The 24,531-nt window shown below is 31.0% G+C and carries 19 protein-coding genes; 12 read left to right on the forward strand and 7 right to left on the reverse strand.

The window, feature by feature from the left end; genetic code table 11:
- Position 1: 1 nt before the first annotated feature.
- From JOP69_RS17255 to JOP69_RS17275, 5 genes are all read left to right on the forward strand, one after another.
- Positions 2-322: a DNA-directed RNA polymerase subunit omega gene (locus JOP69_RS17255; protein ID WP_203393629.1), complete on the forward strand. Its 321-nt coding sequence runs from the start codon at positions 2-4 to the stop codon at positions 320-322.
- A complete protein-coding gene (gene coaBC, locus JOP69_RS17260; protein ID WP_203393628.1) occupies positions 322-1,533 on the forward strand; it encodes a bifunctional phosphopantothenoylcysteine decarboxylase/phosphopantothenate--cysteine ligase CoaBC in 1,212 nt (403 codons plus the stop codon). Before JOP69_RS17255 ends, coaBC begins: the two co-directional genes overlap by 1 nt.
- 127 nt (positions 1,534-1,660) lie before the next feature.
- Entirely contained in the window at positions 1,661-2,551 is an 891-nt protein-coding gene (locus tag JOP69_RS17265) for a DUF4835 family protein (RefSeq protein WP_203393627.1), read from the forward strand.
- A gap of 71 nt (positions 2,552-2,622) precedes the next feature.
- Complete coding sequence (recN, locus tag JOP69_RS17270) at positions 2,623-4,275, forward strand: DNA repair protein RecN (RefSeq protein WP_203393626.1); 1,653 nt, start codon at positions 2,623-2,625, stop codon at positions 4,273-4,275.
- A 111-nt stretch (positions 4,276-4,386) separates the two neighbouring features.
- Entirely contained in the window at positions 4,387-5,193 is an 807-nt protein-coding gene (locus tag JOP69_RS17275; RefSeq protein WP_203393672.1) for an enoyl-ACP reductase, read from the forward strand.
- A gap of 470 nt (positions 5,194-5,663) precedes the next feature.
- Here JOP69_RS17275 and JOP69_RS17280 read toward each other — a convergent pair whose 3' ends face one another.
- From JOP69_RS17280 to JOP69_RS17290, 3 genes are all read right to left on the reverse strand, one after another.
- The gene (locus JOP69_RS17280) at positions 5,664-6,632 is read right to left on the reverse strand and encodes a lipocalin family protein (RefSeq protein WP_203393625.1); all 969 of its coding nucleotides are present in this window, start codon (positions 6,630-6,632) and stop codon (positions 5,664-5,666) included.
- Positions 6,633-7,151: 519 nt separating this feature from the next.
- Positions 7,152-7,646, reverse strand: a complete 495-nt coding sequence (locus tag JOP69_RS17285; protein WP_203393624.1) for a TlpA disulfide reductase family protein — start codon at positions 7,644-7,646, stop codon at positions 7,152-7,154.
- A gap of 7 nt (positions 7,647-7,653) precedes the next feature.
- Positions 7,654-7,878 (reverse strand): hypothetical protein, encoded by a 225-nt coding sequence (locus JOP69_RS17290; RefSeq protein WP_203393623.1) that lies wholly within the window; start codon positions 7,876-7,878, stop codon positions 7,654-7,656.
- A 309-nt stretch (positions 7,879-8,187) separates the two neighbouring features.
- Here JOP69_RS17290 and JOP69_RS17295 point away from each other — a divergent pair, with 309 nt between their 5' ends.
- From JOP69_RS17295 to leuB, 6 genes are all read left to right on the forward strand, one after another.
- The gene (locus JOP69_RS17295) at positions 8,188-9,108 is read left to right on the forward strand and encodes a 1-phosphofructokinase family hexose kinase (protein WP_203393622.1); all 921 of its coding nucleotides are present in this window, start codon (positions 8,188-8,190) and stop codon (positions 9,106-9,108) included.
- Between the two features lie 683 nt (positions 9,109-9,791).
- Complete coding sequence (gene leuC / locus JOP69_RS17300; protein ID WP_203393621.1) at positions 9,792-11,192, forward strand: 3-isopropylmalate dehydratase large subunit; 1,401 nt, start codon at positions 9,792-9,794, stop codon at positions 11,190-11,192.
- Positions 11,193-11,268: 76 nt separating this feature from the next.
- A complete protein-coding gene (locus JOP69_RS17305; RefSeq protein ID WP_203393620.1) occupies positions 11,269-11,619 on the forward strand; it encodes a four helix bundle protein in 351 nt (116 codons plus the stop codon).
- A gap of 148 nt (positions 11,620-11,767) precedes the next feature.
- A complete protein-coding gene (gene leuD / locus JOP69_RS17310) occupies positions 11,768-12,367 on the forward strand; it encodes a 3-isopropylmalate dehydratase small subunit (protein WP_203393619.1) in 600 nt (199 codons plus the stop codon).
- A gap of 20 nt (positions 12,368-12,387) precedes the next feature.
- On the forward strand, positions 12,388-13,908 hold the full coding sequence (locus tag JOP69_RS17315; protein ID WP_203393618.1) for an alpha-isopropylmalate synthase regulatory domain-containing protein: 1,521 nt from the start codon (positions 12,388-12,390) through the stop codon (positions 13,906-13,908).
- 112 nt (positions 13,909-14,020) lie between these two features.
- Positions 14,021-15,076, forward strand: a complete 1,056-nt coding sequence (gene leuB, locus JOP69_RS17320) for a 3-isopropylmalate dehydrogenase (RefSeq protein ID WP_203393617.1) — start codon at positions 14,021-14,023, stop codon at positions 15,074-15,076.
- 57 nt (positions 15,077-15,133) lie between these two features.
- Here leuB and JOP69_RS17325 read toward each other — a convergent pair whose 3' ends face one another.
- The 3 genes from JOP69_RS17325 to JOP69_RS17335 form a co-directional block, all read right to left on the reverse strand.
- Entirely contained in the window at positions 15,134-16,672 is a 1,539-nt protein-coding gene (locus JOP69_RS17325) for a phospholipase D family protein (RefSeq protein ID WP_203393616.1), read from the reverse strand.
- Positions 16,673-16,729: 57 nt separating this feature from the next.
- Positions 16,730-18,937: a DNA mismatch repair protein MutS gene (locus JOP69_RS17330; protein ID WP_203393615.1), complete on the reverse strand. Its 2,208-nt coding sequence runs from the start codon at positions 18,935-18,937 to the stop codon at positions 16,730-16,732.
- Positions 18,938-19,236: 299 nt separating this feature from the next.
- Positions 19,237-22,674, reverse strand: a complete 3,438-nt coding sequence (locus JOP69_RS17335; protein WP_203393614.1) for a T9SS type A sorting domain-containing protein — start codon at positions 22,672-22,674, stop codon at positions 19,237-19,239.
- Between the two features lie 194 nt (positions 22,675-22,868).
- Between JOP69_RS17335 and JOP69_RS17340 the strand changes: the two genes are divergently transcribed.
- Positions 22,869-23,531, forward strand: coding sequence for a uracil-DNA glycosylase (locus JOP69_RS17340; protein ID WP_203393613.1), 663 nt, complete (start codon positions 22,869-22,871; stop codon positions 23,529-23,531).
- On the opposite strand, the gene JOP69_RS17345 is transcribed toward JOP69_RS17340, so the two are convergent.
- Positions 23,515-24,528: a glycosyltransferase family protein gene (locus JOP69_RS17345; protein WP_203393612.1), complete on the reverse strand. Its 1,014-nt coding sequence runs from the start codon at positions 24,526-24,528 to the stop codon at positions 23,515-23,517. The genes JOP69_RS17340 and JOP69_RS17345 overlap by 17 nt on opposite strands.
- Positions 24,529-24,531: the final 3 nt, after the last annotated feature.

Below are 24,531 nucleotides of genomic sequence, written 5' to 3' on the forward strand. Positions count from 1 at the left end.
TATGGATTATAAAGACACAAAGGCACCTTTAAGTACTATTACTTATAATAAGAATGAAGTAGAAGCTGCTACAGGAAATATTTATGAAGCTATTTCTATTATTGCTAAAAGAGCAAACCAAATCAACGGAGATTTAAAGAAAGAATTGGTTGATAAGTTAGAAGAGTTTGCAACTTATAATGATAGTTTAGAGGAAGTTTTCGAAAATAAAGAACAAATAGAAGTTTCTAAGTTTTACGAAAGATTACCAAAGCCAACAGCTATGGCTATGGAAGAATGGCTAAATGGTAAAGTATATTTTAGAACTCCAGAAGCAGAATAATGTCTGTTTTAAGTGGTAAAAAAATTCTGTTAGGAATTACTGCTGGAATTGCTGCATACAAAACGGCTAGTTTAGTTCGTTTATTTATAAAATTAGGCGCAGAAGTCAAAGTTATTATGACTCCTGCGTCTAAAGATTTTATAACACCTCTTACACTTTCCACACTTTCTAAGAACCCTGTGCATTCTACTTTTTACAATAAAGAAGATGAGGAGAATGAAATGTGGAATAGTCATGTAGATTTAGGTCTTTGGGCAGATTATATGGTAGTTGCACCTGCAACAGCCAATACCATGTCTAAAATGGCAAATGGAACCTGCGATAATTTATTATTAGCAGTCTATTTGTCTGCAAAATGTCCTATATATTTTGCACCTGCAATGGATTTAGATATGTACATTCATGCATCTACAAAAGAAACGTTACAAAAATTACAAAATTTTGGTAATACCATTATCCCTGCTACTTCTGGTGAGTTGGCAAGCGGTTTGGTTGGTGAAGGAAGAATGGCAGAGCCGGAAGATATTGTGTCATTTATAGAAAGTGATATTCTATCAAAATTACCTTTAAAAGGAAAAAAGGTCTTATTAACTGCAGGTCCAACATACGAGGCTATAGATCCTGTACGTTTTATAGGAAATCATTCTTCTGGTAAAATGGGATTTGCAATTGCTAAAGCAGCGGCTAATTTAGGTGCTGAGGTTTATTTAATTTCTGGCCCAAGTCATCAAAAAATACAACATTCTTTAGTTCATAGAATAGATGTGGTTTCTGCAGATGAAATGTACAAAGCAGCTCATAAATACTTTAAAGAAGTAGATGTTGCTATACTTTCTGCTGCGGTTGCAGATTATAGACCGAAAAATGTAGCTACTCAGAAAATAAAAAAGACGGCTTCTACGTTAGAGATTGAGTTAGAATCAACAAAAGATATTTTAGCTTCTTTAGGTGAAATTAAGGAAAATCAATTTTTAGTTGGTTTTGCTTTAGAAACTAATAACGAGCTAGAAAATGCAAAAGGAAAACTAAAACGTAAGAATTTAGATGCTATTGTTTTAAATTCTTTACAAGATAAAGGAGCTGGTTTTGCTACAGACACAAATAAAATTACTATTATTGATAAAGATTTGAATGAGAAATCATTTGAATTAAAATCGAAAGAAGAAGTGGCTAAAGATATTTTGGATGAAATTGTAAAGAATATTTCTTAATACTTCTTCTCTCCTCGAGCATTACTTTAATCAAAATATTTTTTGATTGAATACATTGAACGCAGTTTTCGAGGGGTTTAAAGTTAGGTCTAGACTGCGCTCGACCAGACGTAAAAACTAAAAACAAATGCGTAAAGTTATATTCATTTTTCTGTTATTATTTTCTGTTTCAGTGCTAAAAGCGCAAGAATTGAATTGCTTGGTTACCATAAATTACAAACAAGTTGATGGTTCAAATACGCAGGTTTTTAAAACACTAGAAAAATCTTTATCCGAGTTTGTAAATCAAACAAAATGGACTAATAACAACGTTAAGCCAGAAGAAAGAATAGATTGTGCTTTTACTATTATAATAACTTCTAGAGATGCAAATAATTTTAAAGGAACGATACAAGTTCAATCTACAAGACCCGTTTTTGGTTCTAGCTATGCATCACCTGTTTTAAATTTAAAAGACAACGATTTCAATTTTAAATACAATGAATTCGATCCATTAATTTATAATAAGAATTCTTACGATAGTAATTTAATTTCTACCATTGTTTTTTATACAAATATAATTATAGGTGCAGATGCAGATACTTTTAAAAAGAATGGAGGAGAAGCATCTTTTAAAGTAGCAGAGAATGTAATGTTACAAGCACAGCAAAGTGGCATCGCTTCTTGGCAAAATGTGGTAGGTAAACAAACTCGTTTTTTATTAATAGATAGTTTTTTATCACCAAAACTATCGGCTTATAGAACGGCTACTTATAATTATCATAGAAGAGGTTTAGACGAGTTTTCTATAAATAATGGTATTGCGAAACAAAATATGGAAGAGGCTGTAATCTCTTTAGAAAGTATTTATAATAAAACGGTGGGTAATTACTTGATCCGTGTGTTTTTTGATGCAAAAGCGGATGAAATTGTAAATATGTATACGGATGATGCTACTTCTAGAAATCAAAATAGATTAAAAGAGGTTGTTAAAAAAATATCTCCGAATAACAACTCTAAGTGGAAAAATATTAAGTAAAACATTCCTTATAATTATTGTTTATACTTGGTACAATTTTCCTTAATTTTAGCTTCTAAATTTCAGAAAATTTGTTAACACAACTTTCCATTAATAACTACGCATTAATCAATCAGTTATCTATTGATTTTTCTTCTGGTTTATCTATAATTACGGGTGAAACAGGAGCAGGTAAATCCATACTTTTAGGTGCATTAGGATTGGTTTTAGGTAACCGCGCAGATTTATCTTCCTTAAAAGACACCAGCAATAAATGTGTGGTAGAAGCTAAAGTGGCTATTGCGAATTACAATTTAGAAGATTTTTTTAACGAAGTAGATTTAGATTACGAAGCCGAAACCATTATTAGAAGAGAGATTTTGCCATCTGGTAAATCGAGAGCTTTTGTAAATGATACGCCCGTAACGTTGTCTGTTTTAAATAAATTAAGATCCAAATTAATTGATGTGCATTCGCAACATCAAACCATAGAACTGTCAGACAATCTTTTTCAGTTTTCAATTTTAGATGCTTTAGCAAAAAATACAGCAAAAATAGCATCTTACAAGCGTGGTTTTTCTCAATTAAGTAAATTAAATAGAGAACTTTCTAAATTAAAAGATCAACAAAAAGAGGCGAATAAGCAGTATGAATATAACCTACATCTTTTTAAAGAATTAGAAGAAGCCAAAATTAAGACAGAAGAACAAGACGATTTAGAAGAGCGATTAGAAAAACTAAATAACATTGAAGATATAAAAGCTAATTTGTCTGAAGCTTTAGAAATTACGGTAAACGAAGAAATCGGAATTCAGAATTTATTAAATACTTTAGAGAACAGGTTGACTAAAATAGCAACGTTTTCTAAAGAATATCAAGATTTATCAGAAAGAGTTACATCAGTAAAAATTGAAATTGATGACATTGTTTCTGAGTTAGAAGATGCAAATGAAAATGTAGATTTTAATCCGAATGAAGCTGAAGAAATTAACGATAGATTACAATTATTATATAATTTACAGAAGAAACATACGGTAAGTAATAATAAAGAATTAATTGCTGTTTTTGAAGAACTTTCAGAAAAAGTAGCGCAAGTAGAATCTGCAGATGAAGTAATTAATGAGAAGCAAAAAGAAATAGATGATGTTTCTGTTAAACTAGATAAGGTTGCAGATTTAATTTCAAGTGCAAGAACAAAATCAATACCAAAGTTAAATAAAGAACTACAAGTTTTATTATCCGATTTAGGTATGGAAAACGCGCGGTTCTCAATTAAAATAAAGCCAACTAAAAACTATTTTATTAACGGAAAAGACGAATTAGAATTCCTTTTTTCAGCAAATAAAGGAGGTAGTTTTGGAGAATTAAAAAAAGTAGCTTCAGGTGGAGAATTGTCTAGGATAATGTTATCAGTAAAAACAATTTTATCAGAAAATACACAATTACCAACCATTATTTTTGATGAAATAGATACAGGAGTTTCCGGTGAAGTTTCTAATAAAATAGCTGCAATTATGCAAAAAATGAGTACTAATATGCAGGTAATTGCCATTACACATTTACCGCAGATTGCCGCAAAAGGAAGTAATCATTATAAAGTATATAAGCAGGAAGTAAAAGGAGTAACCACCACTAATTTAAAACTTTTATCTACAGATGAAAGAATTAAAGAAATTGCAGAAATGCTAAGCGGAAAAGACATTACGGACTCTGCACTTACCCACGCAAAAGAATTATTAAATTAGTTTATTTAAAATTTAAAAAGTTAGAATGTCATTTCGAAATGAGCTTTTTAGCCTTTCGACTTCGCTCAATATAAACTAATGAGAAATCTCATAAAACAAATATTTAATAGCATGTACAACTTATTAAAAGGCAAAAAAGGAATTATTTTTGGTGCTTTAAACGAAAATTCAATCGCTTGGAAAACGGCACAAAGAGCGCATGAAGAAGGAGCAGAGTTTGTGTTAACCAATGCACCGGCTTCTATAAGAATGGGTGAATTAGATGTTTTGGCAAAGAAAACTAATTCTCAAATTATTCCTGCGGATGCAACTTCAATCGAAGATTTAGAAAATTTAGTAGAAAAATCTATGGAGATTCTAGGTGGTAAAATCGATTTTGTTTTGCATTCCATTGGTATGTCTGTAAATGTTAGAAAAAAGAAAGCCTACACAGACTCAAATTACGATTTCACTCAAAAAGGGTGGGATGTTTCTGCGGTTTCTTTTCATAAAGTAATGAATGTTTTATATCATAAAAAAGCCATGAATGAATGGGGCTCAATCGTTGCGTTAACCTATATGGCGGCGCAAAGAGTGTTTCCAGATTACAATGATATGGCAGACAATAAAGCCTATTTAGAATCTATAGCACGTAGTTTTGGTTATTATTTTGGTAGAGATTTTAAAGTGAGAGTCAACACCATTTCTCAATCACCAACACCAACAACTGCCGGAAACGGCGTAAAAGGTTTCGATGGATTTATCAATTTTTCAGAAAAAATGAGTCCGTTAGGTAATGCTTCTGCCGCAGATTGTGCAGATTATACCATTTCGCTATTTTCTGATTTAACCAAAAAAGTGACTTTGCAAAACCTATTCCACGATGGCGGATTCTCTAATATGGGAATTAGTGATGCTGTTATGGATAAGTTTGAGTAGCAATGTATACAACCTAATTTTTAAAAAATAGCTTCATGTAAATATTTCTAGTTGAAGCTAGTCCCTACTAGGAGTTTATCTCGACGTAGTCGAAAGACACTCGCTTTTTTTATTCAGAAACAGCATAAAAAAGTGCTCAAACAATAGCTTTAATGAGGGCTAAGTTATTTTGTTGGTGCGTAGATAACTAAATTTTTTTTATATTTTTCAACTCCATCACCTATTTTTTGCCACATTAACCCAGTAGCATTGTCTGTTCTAGTTTTGTAATAATTATTTCATTAGAAATTCTAATGCTAACAGGCGATTTTCTAAAATAGAAACCATTCTTTAATGTTATTTTTGATGCACTTATAAAGAGAATAACCCTATTAAACTTGTAAGAAGTTTAATAGGGTTATAAATAGGTGTGCTATATATTTTATTAGTAGTACTTATAAAATGTTGCGTAATTCTTGTTAATAATCTAGTTACATTTTCTTATAATCGAATTCTATTACCTGTTCATTCGAGTCACTATCCTTGTAAGTATAAATAAGGTTAATAGTAGTGTCATTTAGCAACTTAATAATTAAAGTAGAGGTTTCATTTATAGCTATCGTTTGCGCGTCTAAAACATTGTAATGTAGCTTACTTACTTTAATAAACTGACAATCCGCTTCGGTATTAAAAGTTACCGTGCTAACTCCTTTTGTTACACTTGCCGAAAATATTGCAGGCATTGGGTAGCTTACATTAATGTTATTACGTGTTAAATCACTTCTATTAAAAGTCTTTTTATGTTGAGAAAACACCAGTAAATCATCTGATTCAAAATTTAACGTATTTTTTTTCAAACAATCATCATCAACACCACTAATTGTCCAAACTCCCTTCAATTTTGCTATAACATCAGTGCCATCGTAACTATTGTTCGTATCAGTAGAGTCTTCCTCCTTATCAACTACATCTGTTTCATCAGCATCTTCTTCTTCAAATTCATCATTATCACTTCTAATAAATAGATCTACCTGCGTTTTATTAGCCGCATTTTTCGATGTTATTTGTAAAGTATTATCAACCAACGCTATTTCTGAATCTGAACCATAAAAAGTAACACTATTTAATTGGTTTACAACATAAGTACCAGAATAAGTAGATGTTGAAGTAGAAGCACCAGAACTTTTCTTATAAAAAACTTTGTAGGTATTATCTTCATTAAAGTTGGCATATGATTCTTTTAAGGTAGCAAAATCACTTTCAGCTATTAATTCCCCATCAACCTTACTGCTAATAAGTCTCCATTCTCCAACAAGTTTTGCTTTAGTAGCATTCTCTACAGGTGTTTCTTTACTTTCTTCTGAGTTTGCATCATCATTGGATTCACAAGAAATAAGCCCAAATAGCACTAAACTAATTGTTAAGACTATTAAACTACTTTTTTTTAACAAATATTTCATTTTTATATATTTTATGTTATTGTCGCTTACATAAGCATGCAATTTACTTTTATTATTGCGAATAGTTTTAAGTTAACGCATCCTAAATTTCTTTATTGCGTATATATTTTTAATGTTTCACAATTTTTATAAATAACTAGAAGAAAAGAAGGTGTAGAAAGTTTATCTAAGTTAGTTTTTTAAAGTAAATATGCTATTATATACAATCTATTGGTTGGTTTTGTTATTGTATTTCATCAAAAGAAATAATATGCTATAATTACTTTTTTTTGAAGCTGTTTCCTGCTTTCCGCACTCGCTTTTTTTATTCAAAAAGATCATAAAAAAGAGCTCAAACAATTGCTTCAATCAGGGCTAGGCTAGTTTGCTTATTTTAGTAAAGCTAAAAACGTTTAGCTTTCTTAAATTTAGGAGTGAGTCAAAAAAAAATAATCGAAAACGATGACGTAAATTTTGTATTTCTAATAATTTAATTATTGAAATATAAGTACTTACAAAACCCTTTAATACGCTGCTTATTTAAGATTTATAAGCATCAATAAGCCCTTGTATAACTTCTGAAGTCAACTCAAAACCTTTTAGTTGAGGCCAGCCTTCCCAAACAACAATCCCATCAGGATTAATAAGTATACAATGTGGAATTCCTTTTATTTCTAACGTTCTATTAAGTCTAGCTTTTCTATCAATAGCGCTATAATATTCAATTTTAGCCTTCTTAAAACCTTTAATTTTAGCCTTAGATTCGTTACTGATACCAATAACCACTAGATCTTTGGCAAACTCTTTATAAAAAGCATTCATTTCTGGAATCCCTCTAACACAAGGTCCGCACCAAGTAGCCCAAAAATCGATTAAAACAAATTTACCATCCGTTTCAGGTTTATCCGTTAACCATGTGCTAACCACTAATTCTGGTGCTTTTTTATTTAAAAACGACTTTGCCCACATCTTTTTTTGTTGCCCATAAGAAGTCATAAAAAAGAAGAAAATAGATAATAAAGTAAATTTTTTCATGTGTTTTTTATGCTATAATTTCGTAATCGATACTTAATTTTCTTAGAGCTCTTAAAGCAGATCCCGCATTTTTATCTTCCATTTCAATATCTACAACGTCACCTTCTAAAAGGATTTCTGTAAGTTCATTAGATAAAGACTCAGAAATGCTTACAGAAATTTCTGCAATACATCTAGCAATCGCTCTTTTATCTGGTCTTTGGGCATCACAAGACAATAAGTTTAATTTCATAATATTTATTTGTGAATGCAATATACAAGAATTGAAATAAGTTTTTCTAAATTAAAGACTATAGTGTGTACGTCCATTCTTAAATGAGCTTTTTTTAACGATTGAAGAATCTTATATCTGTGTAATTAAAAGATTTCTCCTTCTTTGTCATGTAAAATAACAAAGGCTAGATTAACTTTTATTAGGAATGTTAATTTATTTTTTGAATTATTTTATTTTAATCACATATAATAAGTTTCGATTTTTTGTTTCTTTTTCATCCATAGAAAAAAGAAAAGAATACTATCTTTACTATAAAAAAAAAGAATAATGAAAGTTGTAACCCTTACTATAAACCCTGCTTTAGACAAAAGTGCTAAAGTGGCAGAAATGACACCTTTTGATAAGCTAGAATGTTCAGATATTACCTATCATCCAGGAGGAGGCGGAATCAATATTTCTAGAGTATTACACAGACTGTCTATAGAAAGTCATTGTGTATTTCCTTACGGTGGTAAAACGGGCGAGCACTTAAAAGACTTATTAGTAGACCAACAGGTTAACGTTTTTGCAACACCAATCTCTATTTGGACAAGAGAAAATTTTGCTGTTTTTGAAGTAAAAACAGGCTTACAATATAGATTCGGAATGCCTACGGCTTCTTTTTCAGAAGCTGAAATGGAAAATGTAGAAAAATTAATAAATGAGCAAGTAGCTACCAACGATATTTTTGTAATTAGTGGAAGTTTACCAAAAGGATTGCCCACAGATTATTACTCCAAAATTATTAAAAGTTTAAAAGCAAAAGACGTTAAAGTAATTGTAGATACTTCTGGACCTGTTTTTAACGAAGTTTTAAAAAACGAGTTGTTTTTAATTAAACCCAACCAAAAAGAATTGGCAAGGTTAGCAGGTAAAGACTCTTTAAATAAAGAAGAACAAGAAGCTTTTGCCATGCAACTTGTTACAAATAAAACAGCACAATATGTAGTGGTTTCTTTAGGGAAAGACGGTGCGTTTATGGCACATAAAAACGGTGTAGAATACGTTACGGCACCCGTAATTTCTGTAAAAAGTACCATTGGTGCAGGAGACAGTATGGTTGCAGGGTTAATTTACGCCATTACCCAAAACGAATCACCAAAAAACATTTTACGTTGGGGCGTTGCCTGTGGCGTATCTGCAACTCTAAGTGAAGGATCAGATTTGGCACACAAAGAAAATATAGAGAAAGTTTTAAAATTACTATAATATTTATTTGAAGCTATTTCCTGCTTTCCACACTCGCTTTTTTTATCCTAAAAAGGCTAAAAAAGAGCTCAAACAATTGTTTCAATCAGGGCTAAACTAGTTTGTTAACGATATAGAAAATTAGGATTTTACTTGTGTTGTTTTTAAAAACGGTGTAGGTCTGATTTTATCGACATGAAAAGACTTATAATTTTTTTAAATAATACAGTTGGATTTTTAATGTATTTAAGACGAAATAAAATCTCAAAGTAGAGATTTTGTAGAAGCCTCAATTTTATGTTTATGGTTTAATTTATCATAAAAATAACCTTCAATTTTAGAAGTTGTGTCATTCCGAAATGAACTTTTTTAAGCGATTGAGGAATCTCACTTTATGATGATTATAAGATTTCTCATTACTTCAGTGTTTTTTATCAAAATAAAATTATAATTGAATAGAGTTCTGTTTTAACTATTTTACAACTCATATCAAAAGAAAAAAAGGAAAGAACTCAACGAAATCAGAACCCTATAAAATAAATAGACATCGTATTTTTTAATAATGTAATTAATTGTTATAGAGTGTTTTATTAGAATGATTAACAGTTGGGTATAATATGTCTAAACATTATAAGCCTTAAAAATCTCAACAAATTCTTATTTTTGGTAGCTGATTATCATTTAAATAATTAAAGAACAAACAAATGGCAAATACATTATTTGACAAAGTATGGGATTCACACGTTGTTCGTCAAGTTAAAGACGGACCAGATGTGTTTTTTATAGATCGTCATTTTATCCACGAAGTTACAAGTCCCGTAGCTTTCTTAGGTTTAGAAAGTAGAGGAAACAGTGTTGTATATCCTGCGCGAACATTCGCAACAGCAGATCACAACACACCAACCATAAACCAACATTTACCTGTTGCAGATCCTTTATCTGCAAATCAGTTAGATGCTCTAGAAAACAATGCAAAAAAGCATGGTATTTCTCACTGGGGTTTAGGAGATATTAATAACGGAATTGTACATGTTGTAGGTCCAGAAAACGGAATTACATTACCTGGAGCGACAATTGTTTGTGGAGATTCTCATACATCTACGCATGGTGCTTTTGGTGCTATTGCTTTTGGTATTGGAACTTCGGAAGTAGAAATGGTGTTGTCTACGCAATGTATTATGCAACCAAAACCTAAATCCATGCGTATTAACGTAAACGGTAAATTAGGTTTAGGTGTAACGCCTAAAGATGTTGCTTTATATATTATTGCAAAGCAAACAACTTCTGGAGCAACAGGTTATTTTGTTGAATATGCAGGAGATGTTTTTGAAGACATGTCTATGGAAGGTCGTATGACTGTGTGTAACTTATCTATAGAGATGGGAGCACGTGGAGGTATGATTGCACCAGATACTAAAACATATGAATATTTAAAAGGTCGTGCTCAAACTCCTAAGGGAGCAGATTGGGACAAAGCCATGAAATATTGGGAAACTTTATATACAGAAAAAGGCGCAGAATTTGATGTTGAATTTAATTATGATGCAGCAGATATTGAACCAATGATTACTTACGGAACAAACCCAGGAATGGGAATGGGGGTAACTAAATCAATTCCTTTAGCAGAAAGTGTAGAAGGTGGAGTAGATACTTACAGAAAATCATTAGGATATATGTCTTTTAACGAAGGTGATTCTATGATTGGTAAAGAAATTGACTTTGTATTCTTAGGTTCTTGTACAAATGGACGTATAGAAGACTTTAGAGGTTTTTGTTCTATTGTAAAAGGAAGACAAAAAGCACCTAATGTTACGGCTTGGTTAGTACCAGGATCACATAAAGTAGTAGATCAAATAAAAGCAGAAGGTTTAGATAAGATTATTACAGACGCAGGTTTTGTTTTAAGAGAACCAGGTTGTTCGGCTTGTTTGGCAATGAATGATGATAAAATTCCTTCAGGAAAATTATCAGTTTCAACATCAAACAGAAACTTCGAAGGAAGACAAGGACCAGGATCTAGAACATTACTAGCTTCACCTTTAGTGGCTGCAGCATCTGCAGTTAGCGGAGTAGTAACGGATCCTAGAACATTGCTAGTAGGCTAGCAACGTTCGCTATTGGCAATTGGCGATTTGGCTTTTAGCTAATTGCGAAATGCTAACAAGCGAAAGGCTTAGAAAAATGAGAAACTTTAGAAAATATCAAGTTTGGGAATTAGGACACGAGATTACATTAGAGGTCTATAAGCTTTCAAAACAATTTCCTAAAGAAGAATTATTTGGAATAACGAGTCAAATGAGAAGATGTTCTTCTTCCGTACCTGCAAATATTGCAGAAGGATGCGGAAGAGAAACAGAAAAAGAGTTTAAACGCTTTTTAGTAATAGCTAATGGATCGGCAACAGAATTAGAATATTTTTTAATTTTGATAAAAGATTTAAAATTAGCAGAAATTGAATCAATAGAAAAGTTAATTGAAAAAGTAGATCAATTAAAAAGAAGTTTAAACAGATTAATAAGTAAATTGGGTTAAGGGCACTTTGCCTTTCGCTATTTGCAATTGGCGAAAAGTGAACAGCGAAAAGCCAATAACAAAAAAAATAAATTAAAATAATTGCTTCAGCAATTCGACAACCGTGAGAAGCGAAAGGCGAAAAGCTAAAAAGCTAAAAGCATAAAAGATGGCTTACGATAAATTTGACGTACTAACAAGTACAGCATATCCTTTACCTACAGAGAATGTAGATACAGATCAAATAATTCCTGCTCGTTTCTTAAAAGCAACTGAGCGTAAAGATTTTGATATCAATTTTTTCCGTGATTGGAGATTTGAACAAGACGGAACACCAAAAGCAGATTTTCCTTTAAACAAAGAAATTTATGCAGGTTCTAAAATATTAGTTGGAGGTAGAAACTTTGGTTCTGGTTCTTCTAGAGAACACGCAGCTTGGTCTGTGTACGATTTTGGTTTACGTTGTGTAATTTCATCTGCCTTTGCAGATATCTTTAAAAACAACTGTTTAAATGTAGGGGTTTTACCTGTACAAGTTTCTCCAAAATTTGCAGATACATTATTTGCAGCAATTATGGCAGATCCTAAAACAGAAATTAAAGTAGATTTACCTAACCAAACAGTAACTTTAGTTGCTACTGGAGAGTCTGAATCTTTTGTAATTAATACTTACAAAAAAGACAATATGTTAAACGGTTTTGATGATATTGATTACTTAAAAAACATCGAAAACGAAATTTCTGCATTTGCTGAAACAAGACCATTTTAAGAATACTTTTTAGGTTGAATATGGCTAGTAGAAAGATTGAAATAATGGATACGACACTGCGTGATGGAGAACAAACATCAGGAGTGTCGTTTTCAGTTTCCGAAAAATTAACAATCGCTAAATTACTTTTAGAAGAATTAAAAGTAGATCGTTTAGAAATAGCGTCTGCAAGAGTTTCTGAAGGTGAGCTAGAAGCTGTTAAAAAAATAACTTCTTGGGCTACTGAAAATAATTTTTTAGACAAAATAGAAGTATTAACTTTTGTTGATGGAGGGAAATCTATTGATTGGATGCTAGATGCTGGGGCGAAAGTTCAGAATTTATTAACCAAAGGATCTTTAAATCACTTAACACATCAACTTAAAAAAACACCAGCACAACATTTTGCCGATATTAAAGCAAATATTGAGTCTGCTGCTACGCATGATATAAAAACCAATGTCTATTTAGAAGATTGGTCTAACGGAATGCGTAATTCTAAAGAATATGTTTTTGAATATTTAGATTTCTTAACGGCTCAAAAAGTAGAACGTGTTTTATTGCCAGATACTTTAGGTATTCTAACACACGATGAAACTTTTAAATTTATTGCTGAAGTTCGTGAAAAATACCCAACAACGCATTTCGATTTTCATGGTCATAATGATTATGATTTAGGAGTAGCCAATGTTATGGAAGCTATAAAAGCGGGTGCAAACGGTTTGCATTTAACCATAAATGGGATGGGAGAGCGTGCAGGAAATGCACCGATGGCAAGTGTTATAGCTGTGATTAATGATTTTTTAAAGGATGTAACGATTGCTGTAAATGAAAAAGCATTAAATAAAGTTAGTAAGCTTGTAGAAACTTTTTCTGGTTTTCGTATTCCTGTAAACAAACCCGTTGTTGGTGCAAATGTTTTTACACAAACTGCCGGAATTCATGCAGATGGTGATAATAAAAACAACTTGTATTTTAATGATTTAATGCCAGAGCGTTTTGGTAGAAAACGGAAATACGCATTAGGAAAAACATCTGGAAAAGCAAATATTCAGAAAAACTTACAAGATTTAGGTCTGAGTTTAAATGATGAAGAGCTTAAAAAAGTTACCCAAAGAATTATTGAATTAGGAGATAAAAAGGAAGTGGTTTCTCAAGAAGACTTGCCTTATATTATTTCTGACGTTTTAGATAGTAATGCTATTGAAAAACGTGTTGTGGTAGAAAATTATGTCTTAGGACATGCGAAAGGAATGAAACCTTCCACCACTTTACAATTAAGAGTAGAAGGTGTACAATATGAAGCACATGCGCAAGGAGATGGGCAGTTTGATGCCTTTATGAATGCATTGCGTAAATTGTATAAAAGACATAGCAAAAAAGATTTACCAGCTTTAATCGATTATGCAGTAAGAATTCCTCCTGGGAGTAATTCTGATGCTTTGTGTGAAACGATTATTACTTGGAAATTAGAAGAAAAAGAGTTTATTACGCGTGGATTGGATTCAGATCAAACAGTATCTGCAATTAAATCTACCGAGAAAATGTTGAATATTATTTAAAAAATGCCATTTGCTCTTAGCAGTTTGCTATTAGCTAAAAAAATAAATTAATTAAATTATCTGCTGTTTATTGAGCCAATGGCCAATAGCTAACAGCTAAAAGCTTAAACACATGAAATTAAATATCGCATTATTAGCAGGAGACGGAATAGGACCTGAAGTAATTGATCAAGCAGTAAAAGTATCTGATGCAATTGCTCAAAAATTTAACCACGAAATTACTTGGAAACCAGCTTTAACAGGTGCTGCTGCCATTGATGCAGTGGGTGAACCTTATCCAGATGCAACACATGATATTTGTGTAGCTTCAGATGCTGTTTTATTTGGTGCAATTGGACATCCAAAATATGATAATGATCCTTCTGCAACGGTTCGTCCAGAGCAAGGTTTATTAAAAATGCGTAAAAAATTAGGCTTATTTGCAAATGTAAGACCAACATTTACGTTTCCATCTTTATTAGATAAATCTCCTTTAAAAAGAGAAAGAATAGAAGGAACTGATTTGGTTTTTTTACGCGAATTAACTGGAGGTATTTACTTTGGTGAAAAAGGTAGAAGAGACGAAGGAGAAACTGCTTTCGATAATTGTGTATATACAAGAGCTGAGGTTCAAAGATTAGCTGTAAAAGGTTTTGAATTGGCAATGACTCGTGGTAAGAAATTATGTTGTGTAGATAAAGCAAACGTTTTAGAAACATCTCGTTTATGGAGAGAAACTGTACAAGCTATGGAAAAAGATTATCCAGAAGTTGAAGTTTCTTATGAATTTGTAGATGCAGTTGCAATGCGTTTAGTTCAATGGCCAAATAGTTATGACGTATTAATTACTGAAAACTTATTCGGAGATATTTTAACAGATGAAGCTTCTGTAATTTCTGGTTCTATGGGATTAATGCCATCTGCATCTGTAGGAACTGAGAATGCTTTGTTTGAGCCAATACACGGTTCTTACCCACAAGCAACAGGATTAAATATTGCAAACCCAATGGCTACTGTTTTATCTGCAGCAATGATGTTTGAAAACTTTGGTTTACAAGAAGAAGGAAAAGCAATTAGAGCTGCTGTAAATAAAGCTTTAGATGCAGGTTTTGTAACTGAAGATTTAGCAGACGGTGGAAAAGCTTACGGAACAAAAGAAGTAGGAGACTGGTTAGCTAAAAATATCTAGTAATTACTAGTTTAGATATATTAAAAAAGGTTCGCAATTTGCGAACCTTTTTTAGTTTTACAATATTTTCTTAGGAAGAATTTTACGTGTCCAGGTTTTTATACGTTTGTATTTACTTACTTCAGAATCTGGGTTAAAATCTAAGGTGGTTTCCCAAGAATTTTCTGGTTGAAATTCTATTTCCATACCTTTTAAAACGCCTTTAGATATTTTATCAGAATTTACAATTACAATACATTCTGTGTTTAAATTGGCGCTTCTGGGATCTAAATTAAAAGTACCAATTACAGTTGTTTTTTTATCGATTACCATCGATTTTGCATGTAGACCAAAAATAGGTTTGTGGTCTAGTTTTTCTTGCAATTCACCGGTCATTATTTTTGTGCGTTCTGCGGCATCAGGTCTAAACTCAAAGATTCTAATTCCTGTTTCTAATAATTTTTTTCGATCTGTTTGATAACTGCTAAAAGCTTCTACATTATCTGTAGATGACAAACTATTGGTTAATATTCTAATTTTTACACCACGTTGAACAGCTTCTTTAAATAAATTTTGAGCAAGGGCAGTTGTAATTAAATAAGGTGTTTGTATCTCTATAGATGATTTGGCGTTTTTAATTAAATCTATTAAAGCACTTGTAGCAATACCGCCACCTCCTAAACCATTCGCTCCGTCATTTTTACCAGGAATATCAGAAATAAATGAAACATCGTCTAACCAAACTAAGTTGCCGGATGCTTCAATGGCATGAAATGTTGTGGGTAAATTGGCTATTCTTTGTCTAATTTGTGGCCAAAAATTAGCAGGATTACAGGCGTAGTTGTGTAAGTTGTCAAACTTGTTTGTGGTATAAATGTTTTTAGGACTTTCTTTTATTATACTCGTAACATTTTCACTTAAAGCACTATTCCAAAATTGATTGAACGAAGTGTTTACCTTTTTAGACGCTTTGCCTAAGAGCAAAATATCTCTGTCTCTAAAATTGTATTCGTGGTCGTAATCAAAATATTCATCGGCAATATTTCGTCCTCCAGTGATTACCACTTTGCCGTCTACAATAAATGTTTTATTGTGCATACGTTGATTTGCAGACCTAAAATCAGTTGTAAATTTCTTAATTTTATGAAAGATGTTCTTTCCTAAATTTACTCCTGGATTATAAATTTTAACAGAAATATTCTCATGAGAAGCAAAGGTTAGAATGTCTTCAATATCAGAATCAACCATAATATCGTCTACCAGAATTCTAATTTTAACTCCACGATCTGCTGCTCTTACCAAATAATCGCAAGCAATTAATCCTACGTTGTCTGTAGAGAAAATAAAATACTGAATATCAATTGTTTTTTCGGCATATTCTGTTAACCATGCTCTGGCAACCATAGAACCACTTCCGTCTTCTAAAACATACACACCTGTTTTAGTATCCATCAATTCGGCAACATTTTCTAATTCTTTAGAAAGTGTTGTACTGTCGTTTCTATGAATAGTAGCACAAAAGTCCTTTTCTGAAGTTGATTTTTGAGTTTTACTGCAAGAAGCGATAATTATCAAGACAACTATTAAACTATACCTGAATTTTAAAATGAAGTTCATTTGTTTATTGCTTTTTGGAATTCAAATAAGGTTAAAGATAAATAAAAAAGGAAGGAATTATTTTTTAGCTCTTTTTACTAATTCTAGTTTATCTGTCGTTGTTTTTGTGGTAAAGAAACCATAATTAATAGTTACTTTTTTCTTATCAATTCTATCGATGGTTCCTACCGAATTTGAGCCAATCACTTTTACGCTGTCATCAATTTGATAGATGTATTCAGATTTTTCTTTGGCTATTTTAGCAGCTTCAATCTTTTTTTCTTTTCTAACTTCTACAACCTTTTGTAAAACCTCTTTTTCTACTTTTTTAATAATTTCTTGCTGTTGTTTTTCCGCAACTTTAGCCTTTTGTTTTTGTGCTTTGGTTTTTGGAGCTAAAGGTTTTTTCATTACTTGTTTTACCTTTAAGTCTGCAACCCATTTATTAAAATTAGTGTTTAATTCCTTTTTGTTATTGGTTTGAAAGTATTTATTAAGCAGTTCATTAGTTTTTCTTCCTAAAGAAAGCATTTTTTGGTTTTGGTCATATAGTTCTTGAAAACCAGATAATTTATCTTGAACACGTTGCTCTTTTTCTTGTAAATTATCTAAATGTTCTTGTCCTTTAGAATGTTGGTTTTCTAAATTATCAGAATGCTTTTGTAATCTATTACGTTCTTTTTGAAGTTTAGAAATCGTCTTATCTAAACGAACTTTTTCTGTCTCTACACGTTTTTTTGCTTTGTTGATAATACTAAACGGAATTCCGTTTTTCTGAGCAACTTCAAACGTAAAAGAACTACCTGCTTGTCCTATAAATAATCGATATAGCGGTTCTAAAGTACGTTCATCAAACTGCATATTTGCATTGGTAACATTCTCTAATTCGTTGGCTAAAACCTTTAAGTTGGAGTAGTGGGTTGTTATAATTCCGAATGCTTTTTTATAATAAAACTCTTCTAAGAAAATTTCTGCCAAAGCACCACCTAATTCAGGATCTGAACCAGTACCAAATTCATCAATTAAAAACAACGTATTTTCTCCACATTTACGTAAAAAATTACGCATGTTCTTTAAACGATAACTATACGTACTTAGTTGGTTCTCTATAGATTGATTGTCTCCAATATCTGTTAAAACAGTATCGAAAATATAGGTCTGACTGCGTTCATCAACAGGGATTAAAATTCCACTTTGCAACATTACTTGTAATAAACCAATGGTTTTTAAAGTGATACTTTTTCCACCAGCATTGGGACCCGAAATTACAATAATTTGTTGTTTTTCGTTCAGTTCTATACTTTGCGAAACGGTAGGTAATTCTTGTTTTTTATTCTTTCTCCATAAAATAGGATGATATGCATCCTTAAAAAGTATCTTTTTCTCTCTTGATATTTTAGGTAAAACGGCATTCATTTCTACCGCATATTTTGCTTTTGCACCAACCACATCAATATGAATTAAAAAAGAAAGATATTCTTCTAATAAATAAACATATGGACGAATAGTAGCGGATAATGCTCGTAAAATTTTTACAATTTCTTGCTTTTCATCATAAATTAAATTTTGATATTCTCTAGAATACGCAAGTGTTGCTTGTGGTGCAATATAAACGATGTTACCAGATTTTGAGGAACCTAATAAGCTACCAGCAACCTTTTTTCTATGCATTGCAGAAACGGCCAAAACACGCTGATTGTCTACAACGGTTTCTTTTATATCATCTAAATGACCCGCAGAAATTGCTCTAGACAAAGCACTAGAAAAACTGGCCCCGATTTTACCACGAACATTATTAATATCTTTTCTTATTTGTCTTAAAGAATCTGATGCGTTGTTTTTTACTTCACCAGAAATATCAATGATCTTTTTGATTTCATCATCTATAAAAGTGGTGAATTCTATTTCTTGTGAAAGCTCGAAAAAAGTAGGGAATTGAACCTTAAATTTCTTAAAAAACTTAATCAATTCGTTTACAGTAAGAGATGTCGTAGCTATTTTTAAAAAAGCATCTGTTTCTACAAAACTATTTTCTATAGCCAAACGTTTTACGTTTTCTGTAATATTATCGAAGTTATGATTAGGAACTCTGTTTTCACTTTGAAAAGAAGAAACGTATTCGTTAACCAAATACAATTCTTTAAAAAGTGCTTTTTTATTAATGATAGGTTCAATATCAGTAACTTGTTCTTTACCCAAACCAGAAATACAATGTTCTGCAACATGCTGTAAAACTGTTGAAAATTCTAAATCTTGTAATGTCTTGGATGATATGTTTTTATTCAAAATACGCTCTTTGATATCTTAGAAGACTTTTTATGATTTTTATAACCGGTGAAGTCTAAGTTTAGCGACAAAAATAACAAAGAATCTATGTAAAAGTAGCTGATAATTAAAAAAATATTTTGAATCTAATATCTGATTAATTTTATGATTATAGTATTTCTAGAATTATAAAATAAACTTTTTTTAGAATAAAATTTTTAAAGGTGTTTGCAGCGTATTAAGAAGAATATTTTTTTATTAAAAACTCCATATCATTTATAATAATATGGAGTTTGAATATTTTATTTTTTGGTAACGTATTAATTTATAATCACTTTTTTAGTAGCTGATTTTTCTTTAGTAACAAGCTTAAAAAGATAAATTCCTTTTGATAAATTTAAATCCGTAATTTCATTTTTGCCACTATTTAAAACTCTTTTTTTAATTTCATTACCTAAAAGTGAATAAATAAGTAAATCTGCTTTTTCTAAAGCTGTAATAGTGATTTTTCCGTTAGTTGGATTTGGAAATAGAGAAAACGCTAGTGTATTATAAGTATCAGTACTTAATGCAGTACATTCAGCTTGATTATTCACAAAGTTTGTTGTTGTATCAATATTTGTCCAATTGTCTGCACTCCAAGTAGCATTATCAACTTCAATACAAGTTAAATTTGGATTGTTAATGGCATTAAATAGTGTGAAAACGGTATTGTTTCCATTTTTTACATTTAAAGAGGTGAGTGCATTAGATTGTATGTTTAAAGAAGTTAATAAAGTCTGTGCACTTACATCTAAATCTGTAAGTTGATTATCGCTAACATTTAAAGTAGTTAAGGATGTAAAATCTTCTATACCCGTTAAGTCTGAAATATTTTTATTAGAAACATCTAAATTAGATATCATATTTACATTGTCTGTAAACACTTTGCTGTCCGGAATTCCTTTATCTAAACCGGCATTTATTAAGGCCATTTCAAAATTGTTATCAGGTATTGTTGTTTCTATAGCAACAGCAGTGTTGTAAGTATTTGTAATTACAGGTGCATTATAATCGAAATAAATATTTGCGGTAGTATCAAAATCATCACCAATTACTGTGTTACTTTTAGGTTTTATTTTATAAAATAACCAACCGTGACTAGCTGGTTCGTTAGAAGTGCTATCTGCTAAATGTATGTTTTCGAAAATAAATTCTACTTTATTAGTATTGCTAATAGCGGTTCTATATGAATGACTTGCTGCTACGGGCTGAAAAGTAGTCATGTCTAAATCAGCATCAATAATGTCTTTTACTACAATATTTATTGCTGATGCAGTACCCGTATTTTGAAAACGAACTCTATACGTTAAATCATTTGGTACTTGTGTGGTACTAATTTTATCACCTTCAAAACAAACCACGTCATTGGGGTCGTAAGCGTTTACAATAATATCAGAAAAAATATGGGTGTTATCTGCAGGTGTTGCATCACCTGTTAAAGGTGTAATAGAAGTGGTGTAGGTAATTGTATCACCTCCATTTACTGGGTTTGTGGAGTTTGTAGGTGTATTTATGGTAAAATGAACATCAATATAACTTTCTTGAAAAGGCATTAAATTGGTGTAATTCCATGTTAAAGAATTACTTGTTTGAGCATCAGGACTTGTACTTGCATTATTAAAAATTTCTTGGTTTTCATTAAAGTTTAAAGTTATCGTTCCGGATGGAATAATTGTAGATCCATTATTTTTGTAGAACACTCTTAACTGTGTATCAAAACCTGGTCTAGATTCAGATGTAGTAAAAGCATATACTTCTACATCATTTACTTGTGAGTTTGCAGTTATGCAAAAATCGATAGTTTCTGTATTTCCAGAACCCGTAAAATTAGTGGTTTGTGTAGTTGGGGTTGCTGTAAAAAATGATGGAAAGTTTGGTATTAATTCGGTATTTACATTTGTGTCATTTATATAAATTGTATACGTACCATCTGTAGCGCTAAACGCAGAAGCACTAACATTGGCACTTGTACTGTTAATTCTTGTATTTACAGATTTTGTATCTGCAGCATCGCAACCATCATTATTAAAATCAAAAGAAACAGTACCCGTTATTGTATTAGAATTTACGGGTACAAAAGAACAATATTCTGTAAAGTTCATGTGAGGGTCTATACCATTACCTAAATTGCCTGCAGCAACCAAAGCATCGTCTACACAAATAGCATTTAAATTTGTATTATTTTTAGCAGTAAAAGTGTTGTAAGCAAGTGTATTAGAATTTCCGTTTTTAAGGTTTAAAGACGTTAATAAATTATTATTACAGTAAAGTTTACTTAAATTAGAAAAACTAGACAAGTCTAATTCTGTAAGTAAATTTCCAGAACAAGATAAACTAGCTAAAGTATTAATAGTTGTAGTATCTAAACTTGTTATTAAATTATTAGAGCATTCTAAATAATTTAAAGAAGTATTCGATAAAGTATTTAAAACAGCTAACTGATTATTAGAACTACGTAGTGTTTGCAAATTTAAATTTCCAGAAACATCTAATAAAGGTAAACTGTTATTACTAATATTTAGATTGGTTAGTCCAGCTTGAGGTAATAAATTAATAGTAGCTAATTGATTATTATAAACTTCTAGAGTTTGTAATGAAGTAGAATTTGGTAAAGTTAAATTTGTTAAAAGGTTGTTGTGTGCTTTTAAAGTTATTAAACCTGTAACGTCTGTTGTGTTTAGTGTTGTAAGTTTATTGGATGTCGTTTCAATAGTTGATAATGTACTTGTAGTTGGTAATAATAGATTGGTTAATAAATTTGAATTACATTTAAGTGTAATAAGACTAGTTGCCATTGTTGTATCTAAACCAGGTAGTTTATTTGTGTTACACAAGAGAGATGTTAAAGTATTGGTGGTTGGTAACTGTAAATTAGTTAATAAATTATTAGATGTTGAAACAGTAATTAAGTTTGTATTGTTTGTTAAGTCTAATGATACAATTCGATTTTGATAACATTCTAAAGTTTTAAGAGCAGCACTGCTTGATGCATTTAATACGCTTAATTGATTTTGTTTACATTTAAGTGTCTCTAATTGTGGGGTGTTATTTATATTTAAATTATTTAGCGTGCAATTTTCTGCATTTAATGAAGTAAGATTAGCGTGATTTGATAAATCTAACGAAGTTAGACTGTAATTATAACTGGCATTTAAATTTTCTAAAGCGGGTGTATTTGTTATATTTAGACTTGCTAAATAATTACTTGAAGCATCTAAATGAGTTAATGCCGTTTTATTAGAAAGGTCTAATGAAGTAATATAATTTTCTTTACAAATTAAGGTTTCTAAAATGTTATTATTAGGAAGTATTAGCGTACTAATACCACTATTCGTAGCCATTCCTGTTGGATTAATATTGCTTGAGCAATCTAAATAAGTTAGCTGCGTAAGTGCAGAGACGTCCAAGCTAGACAGATCGTTTTGAGAACAAGTTAAAGAAGTTAAATTTATAAAAGCTTCAATACCTGTAAAATCTGAAATACCTGGAGAACCTATCTCACCCATTTCGCCTCCAATAAATTCTTGATAACCAGATATATTTAATATGGTTACAGCTTCAGCTTCGGTAACAGATATTTCGTAGTTTCCATCGGTGTTTATTGAGGAGTTGTTCAGTAAAACTTCTTTAAAATTATAATCAGGAATAGTAATATTTTGTGACAATATTATATTAGTAAAAAAAAGTAATACAATAGAAAGTAGTTTTAGTTTCATAATTTTAGTTTTTAGTTATTCAAAGTTAACTGTACTTTTTAAAAGAGAGTAAGGGGAAATCACCCATTTTTAAAAAGAAATTTATATATTTAAAATGAGTGATGTTTAACGTTAAAGTAAATACTCCTTTCATTAAAGGAATGGTACTTTTGATAAAAGGAATATCTTTGAAGAAATATTAAAAGCAACTAGCAATGCAAAGAAATTTATCCGAATCTTGGTCTACTATTTTACAATTAGAATTTGATAAACCTTATTTTAAGGATTTATCTAGTTTTGTAACATCAGAATATAAAAATCACCAATGCTTTCCTAAAGAAGAAGATATTTTTGCTGCATTTAATTTTTGCTCTTTTAATGATTTAAAAGTGGTTATTATTGGCCAAGACCCTTATCATGACGAAGGGCAAGCAAATGGTTTGTGTTTTTCTGTAAAAGATGATATAAAGCATCCTCCTTCTCTAAAAAATATTTTTAAGGAAATTGGAGCAGATTTAGATCAAGAAATTCCACAAAGTGGGAATTTAGAAAAGTGGGCAAAGCAAGGAGTTTTATTATTAAATGCCACTTTAACGGTAAGAGCTCATGAAGCAGGAAGTCATCAGAAAAAAGGGTGGGAAGAATTTACAGACGCCGTTATTGAGCAAATATCTAATGAAAAAGAAAATGTGGTTTTTTTACTTTGGGGAAAATTCGCAGAAAGTAAAACGAAACTAATAAATACAGATAAGCATACCGTTTTTACAGCTCCTCATCCATCTCCCTTAGGTGCTTGGAGAGGTTGGTTTGGAAGTAAACATTTTTCTAAAACCAATGAGGTTTTGAGGAACTTAGATAAACCTACAATAAAATGGTAGGCAAAATTGTTTGGTTTTCATGTGGTAATAAAATAGCGTCCAGAATATCTTCTGTTGTGTCTGGGTAATTTACAGGAATTATAGTATCGCTCTCAATCCATTTTGCAATTTTAATTAATTGTTTTCTATTTAATTTTTTTAAAACAGAAACTCCCATTTGTTTTAGAGCTAAAGCATTGCATTGTTGTTCATATTGATTTTTCATGGGGATTACCATTAATTTTTTCTTTAAAAACAATGCTTCGGAAGGAGTTTCAAATCCAGCTCCACAAAGAACACCATTAGAAGAAGCCATGCTTTTTATAAAATCAAATTCGCTAATTGGGTAAATAGTAATGTTCTTTTTAAAGATTAAACGTTTGTGTTCTTTAGAAAAAATATGCCATTTTACAAGAGGTATTTTAGATAATATATCTACAATTTTAGTTACATTATAAGAGGGTAAATAGACGGTAATATGCCCTTTATTGCTATTTTTTTTAGACCGAATGCTTTTTCTTATGATTGGTGTAAAAGTAGCAGAACTATAAGGTTTAAAATGAAATCCAAATCTATAATTTGATGGTGCATAGTGCTTTAAAATTAATTTTTCAATTTTGTGTTTGCCATATTTTGGTGAAGCTACATCTAGCACTGCATTTTGATGGCTTAAAGAAACAATATTTACATTATTTAATTTTGCAGCCCAAGCAGTAACGGGTTCAAAATCGTTTATAATTAAATCATAGTCCTTTATAGGGAAAGTTTTTATTTCTTTGTAGAAACGAGCTAGTTTCATTTTTTTGAAACTTGCCAAAAAATCAATACCACCTTTTTTTCCGAAGGTAAAATTTAAGCCAGAAAGTTTATATTTTATATAGAAACCGATGTCTAAATTATTTTCATTTCCACTAATTAAAATATCTAGTTCACCTTTTTGTTGCAGGATAGGTATAATTTCTTTAGCTCTTGTTAAATGACCATTTCCTGTTCCTTGAATAGCATATAATATTCGCATAAA

The organism is Polaribacter sp. Q13 (assembly GCF_016858305.2).
In the GTDB taxonomy this organism is placed as follows: domain Bacteria; phylum Bacteroidota; class Bacteroidia; order Flavobacteriales; family Flavobacteriaceae; genus Polaribacter.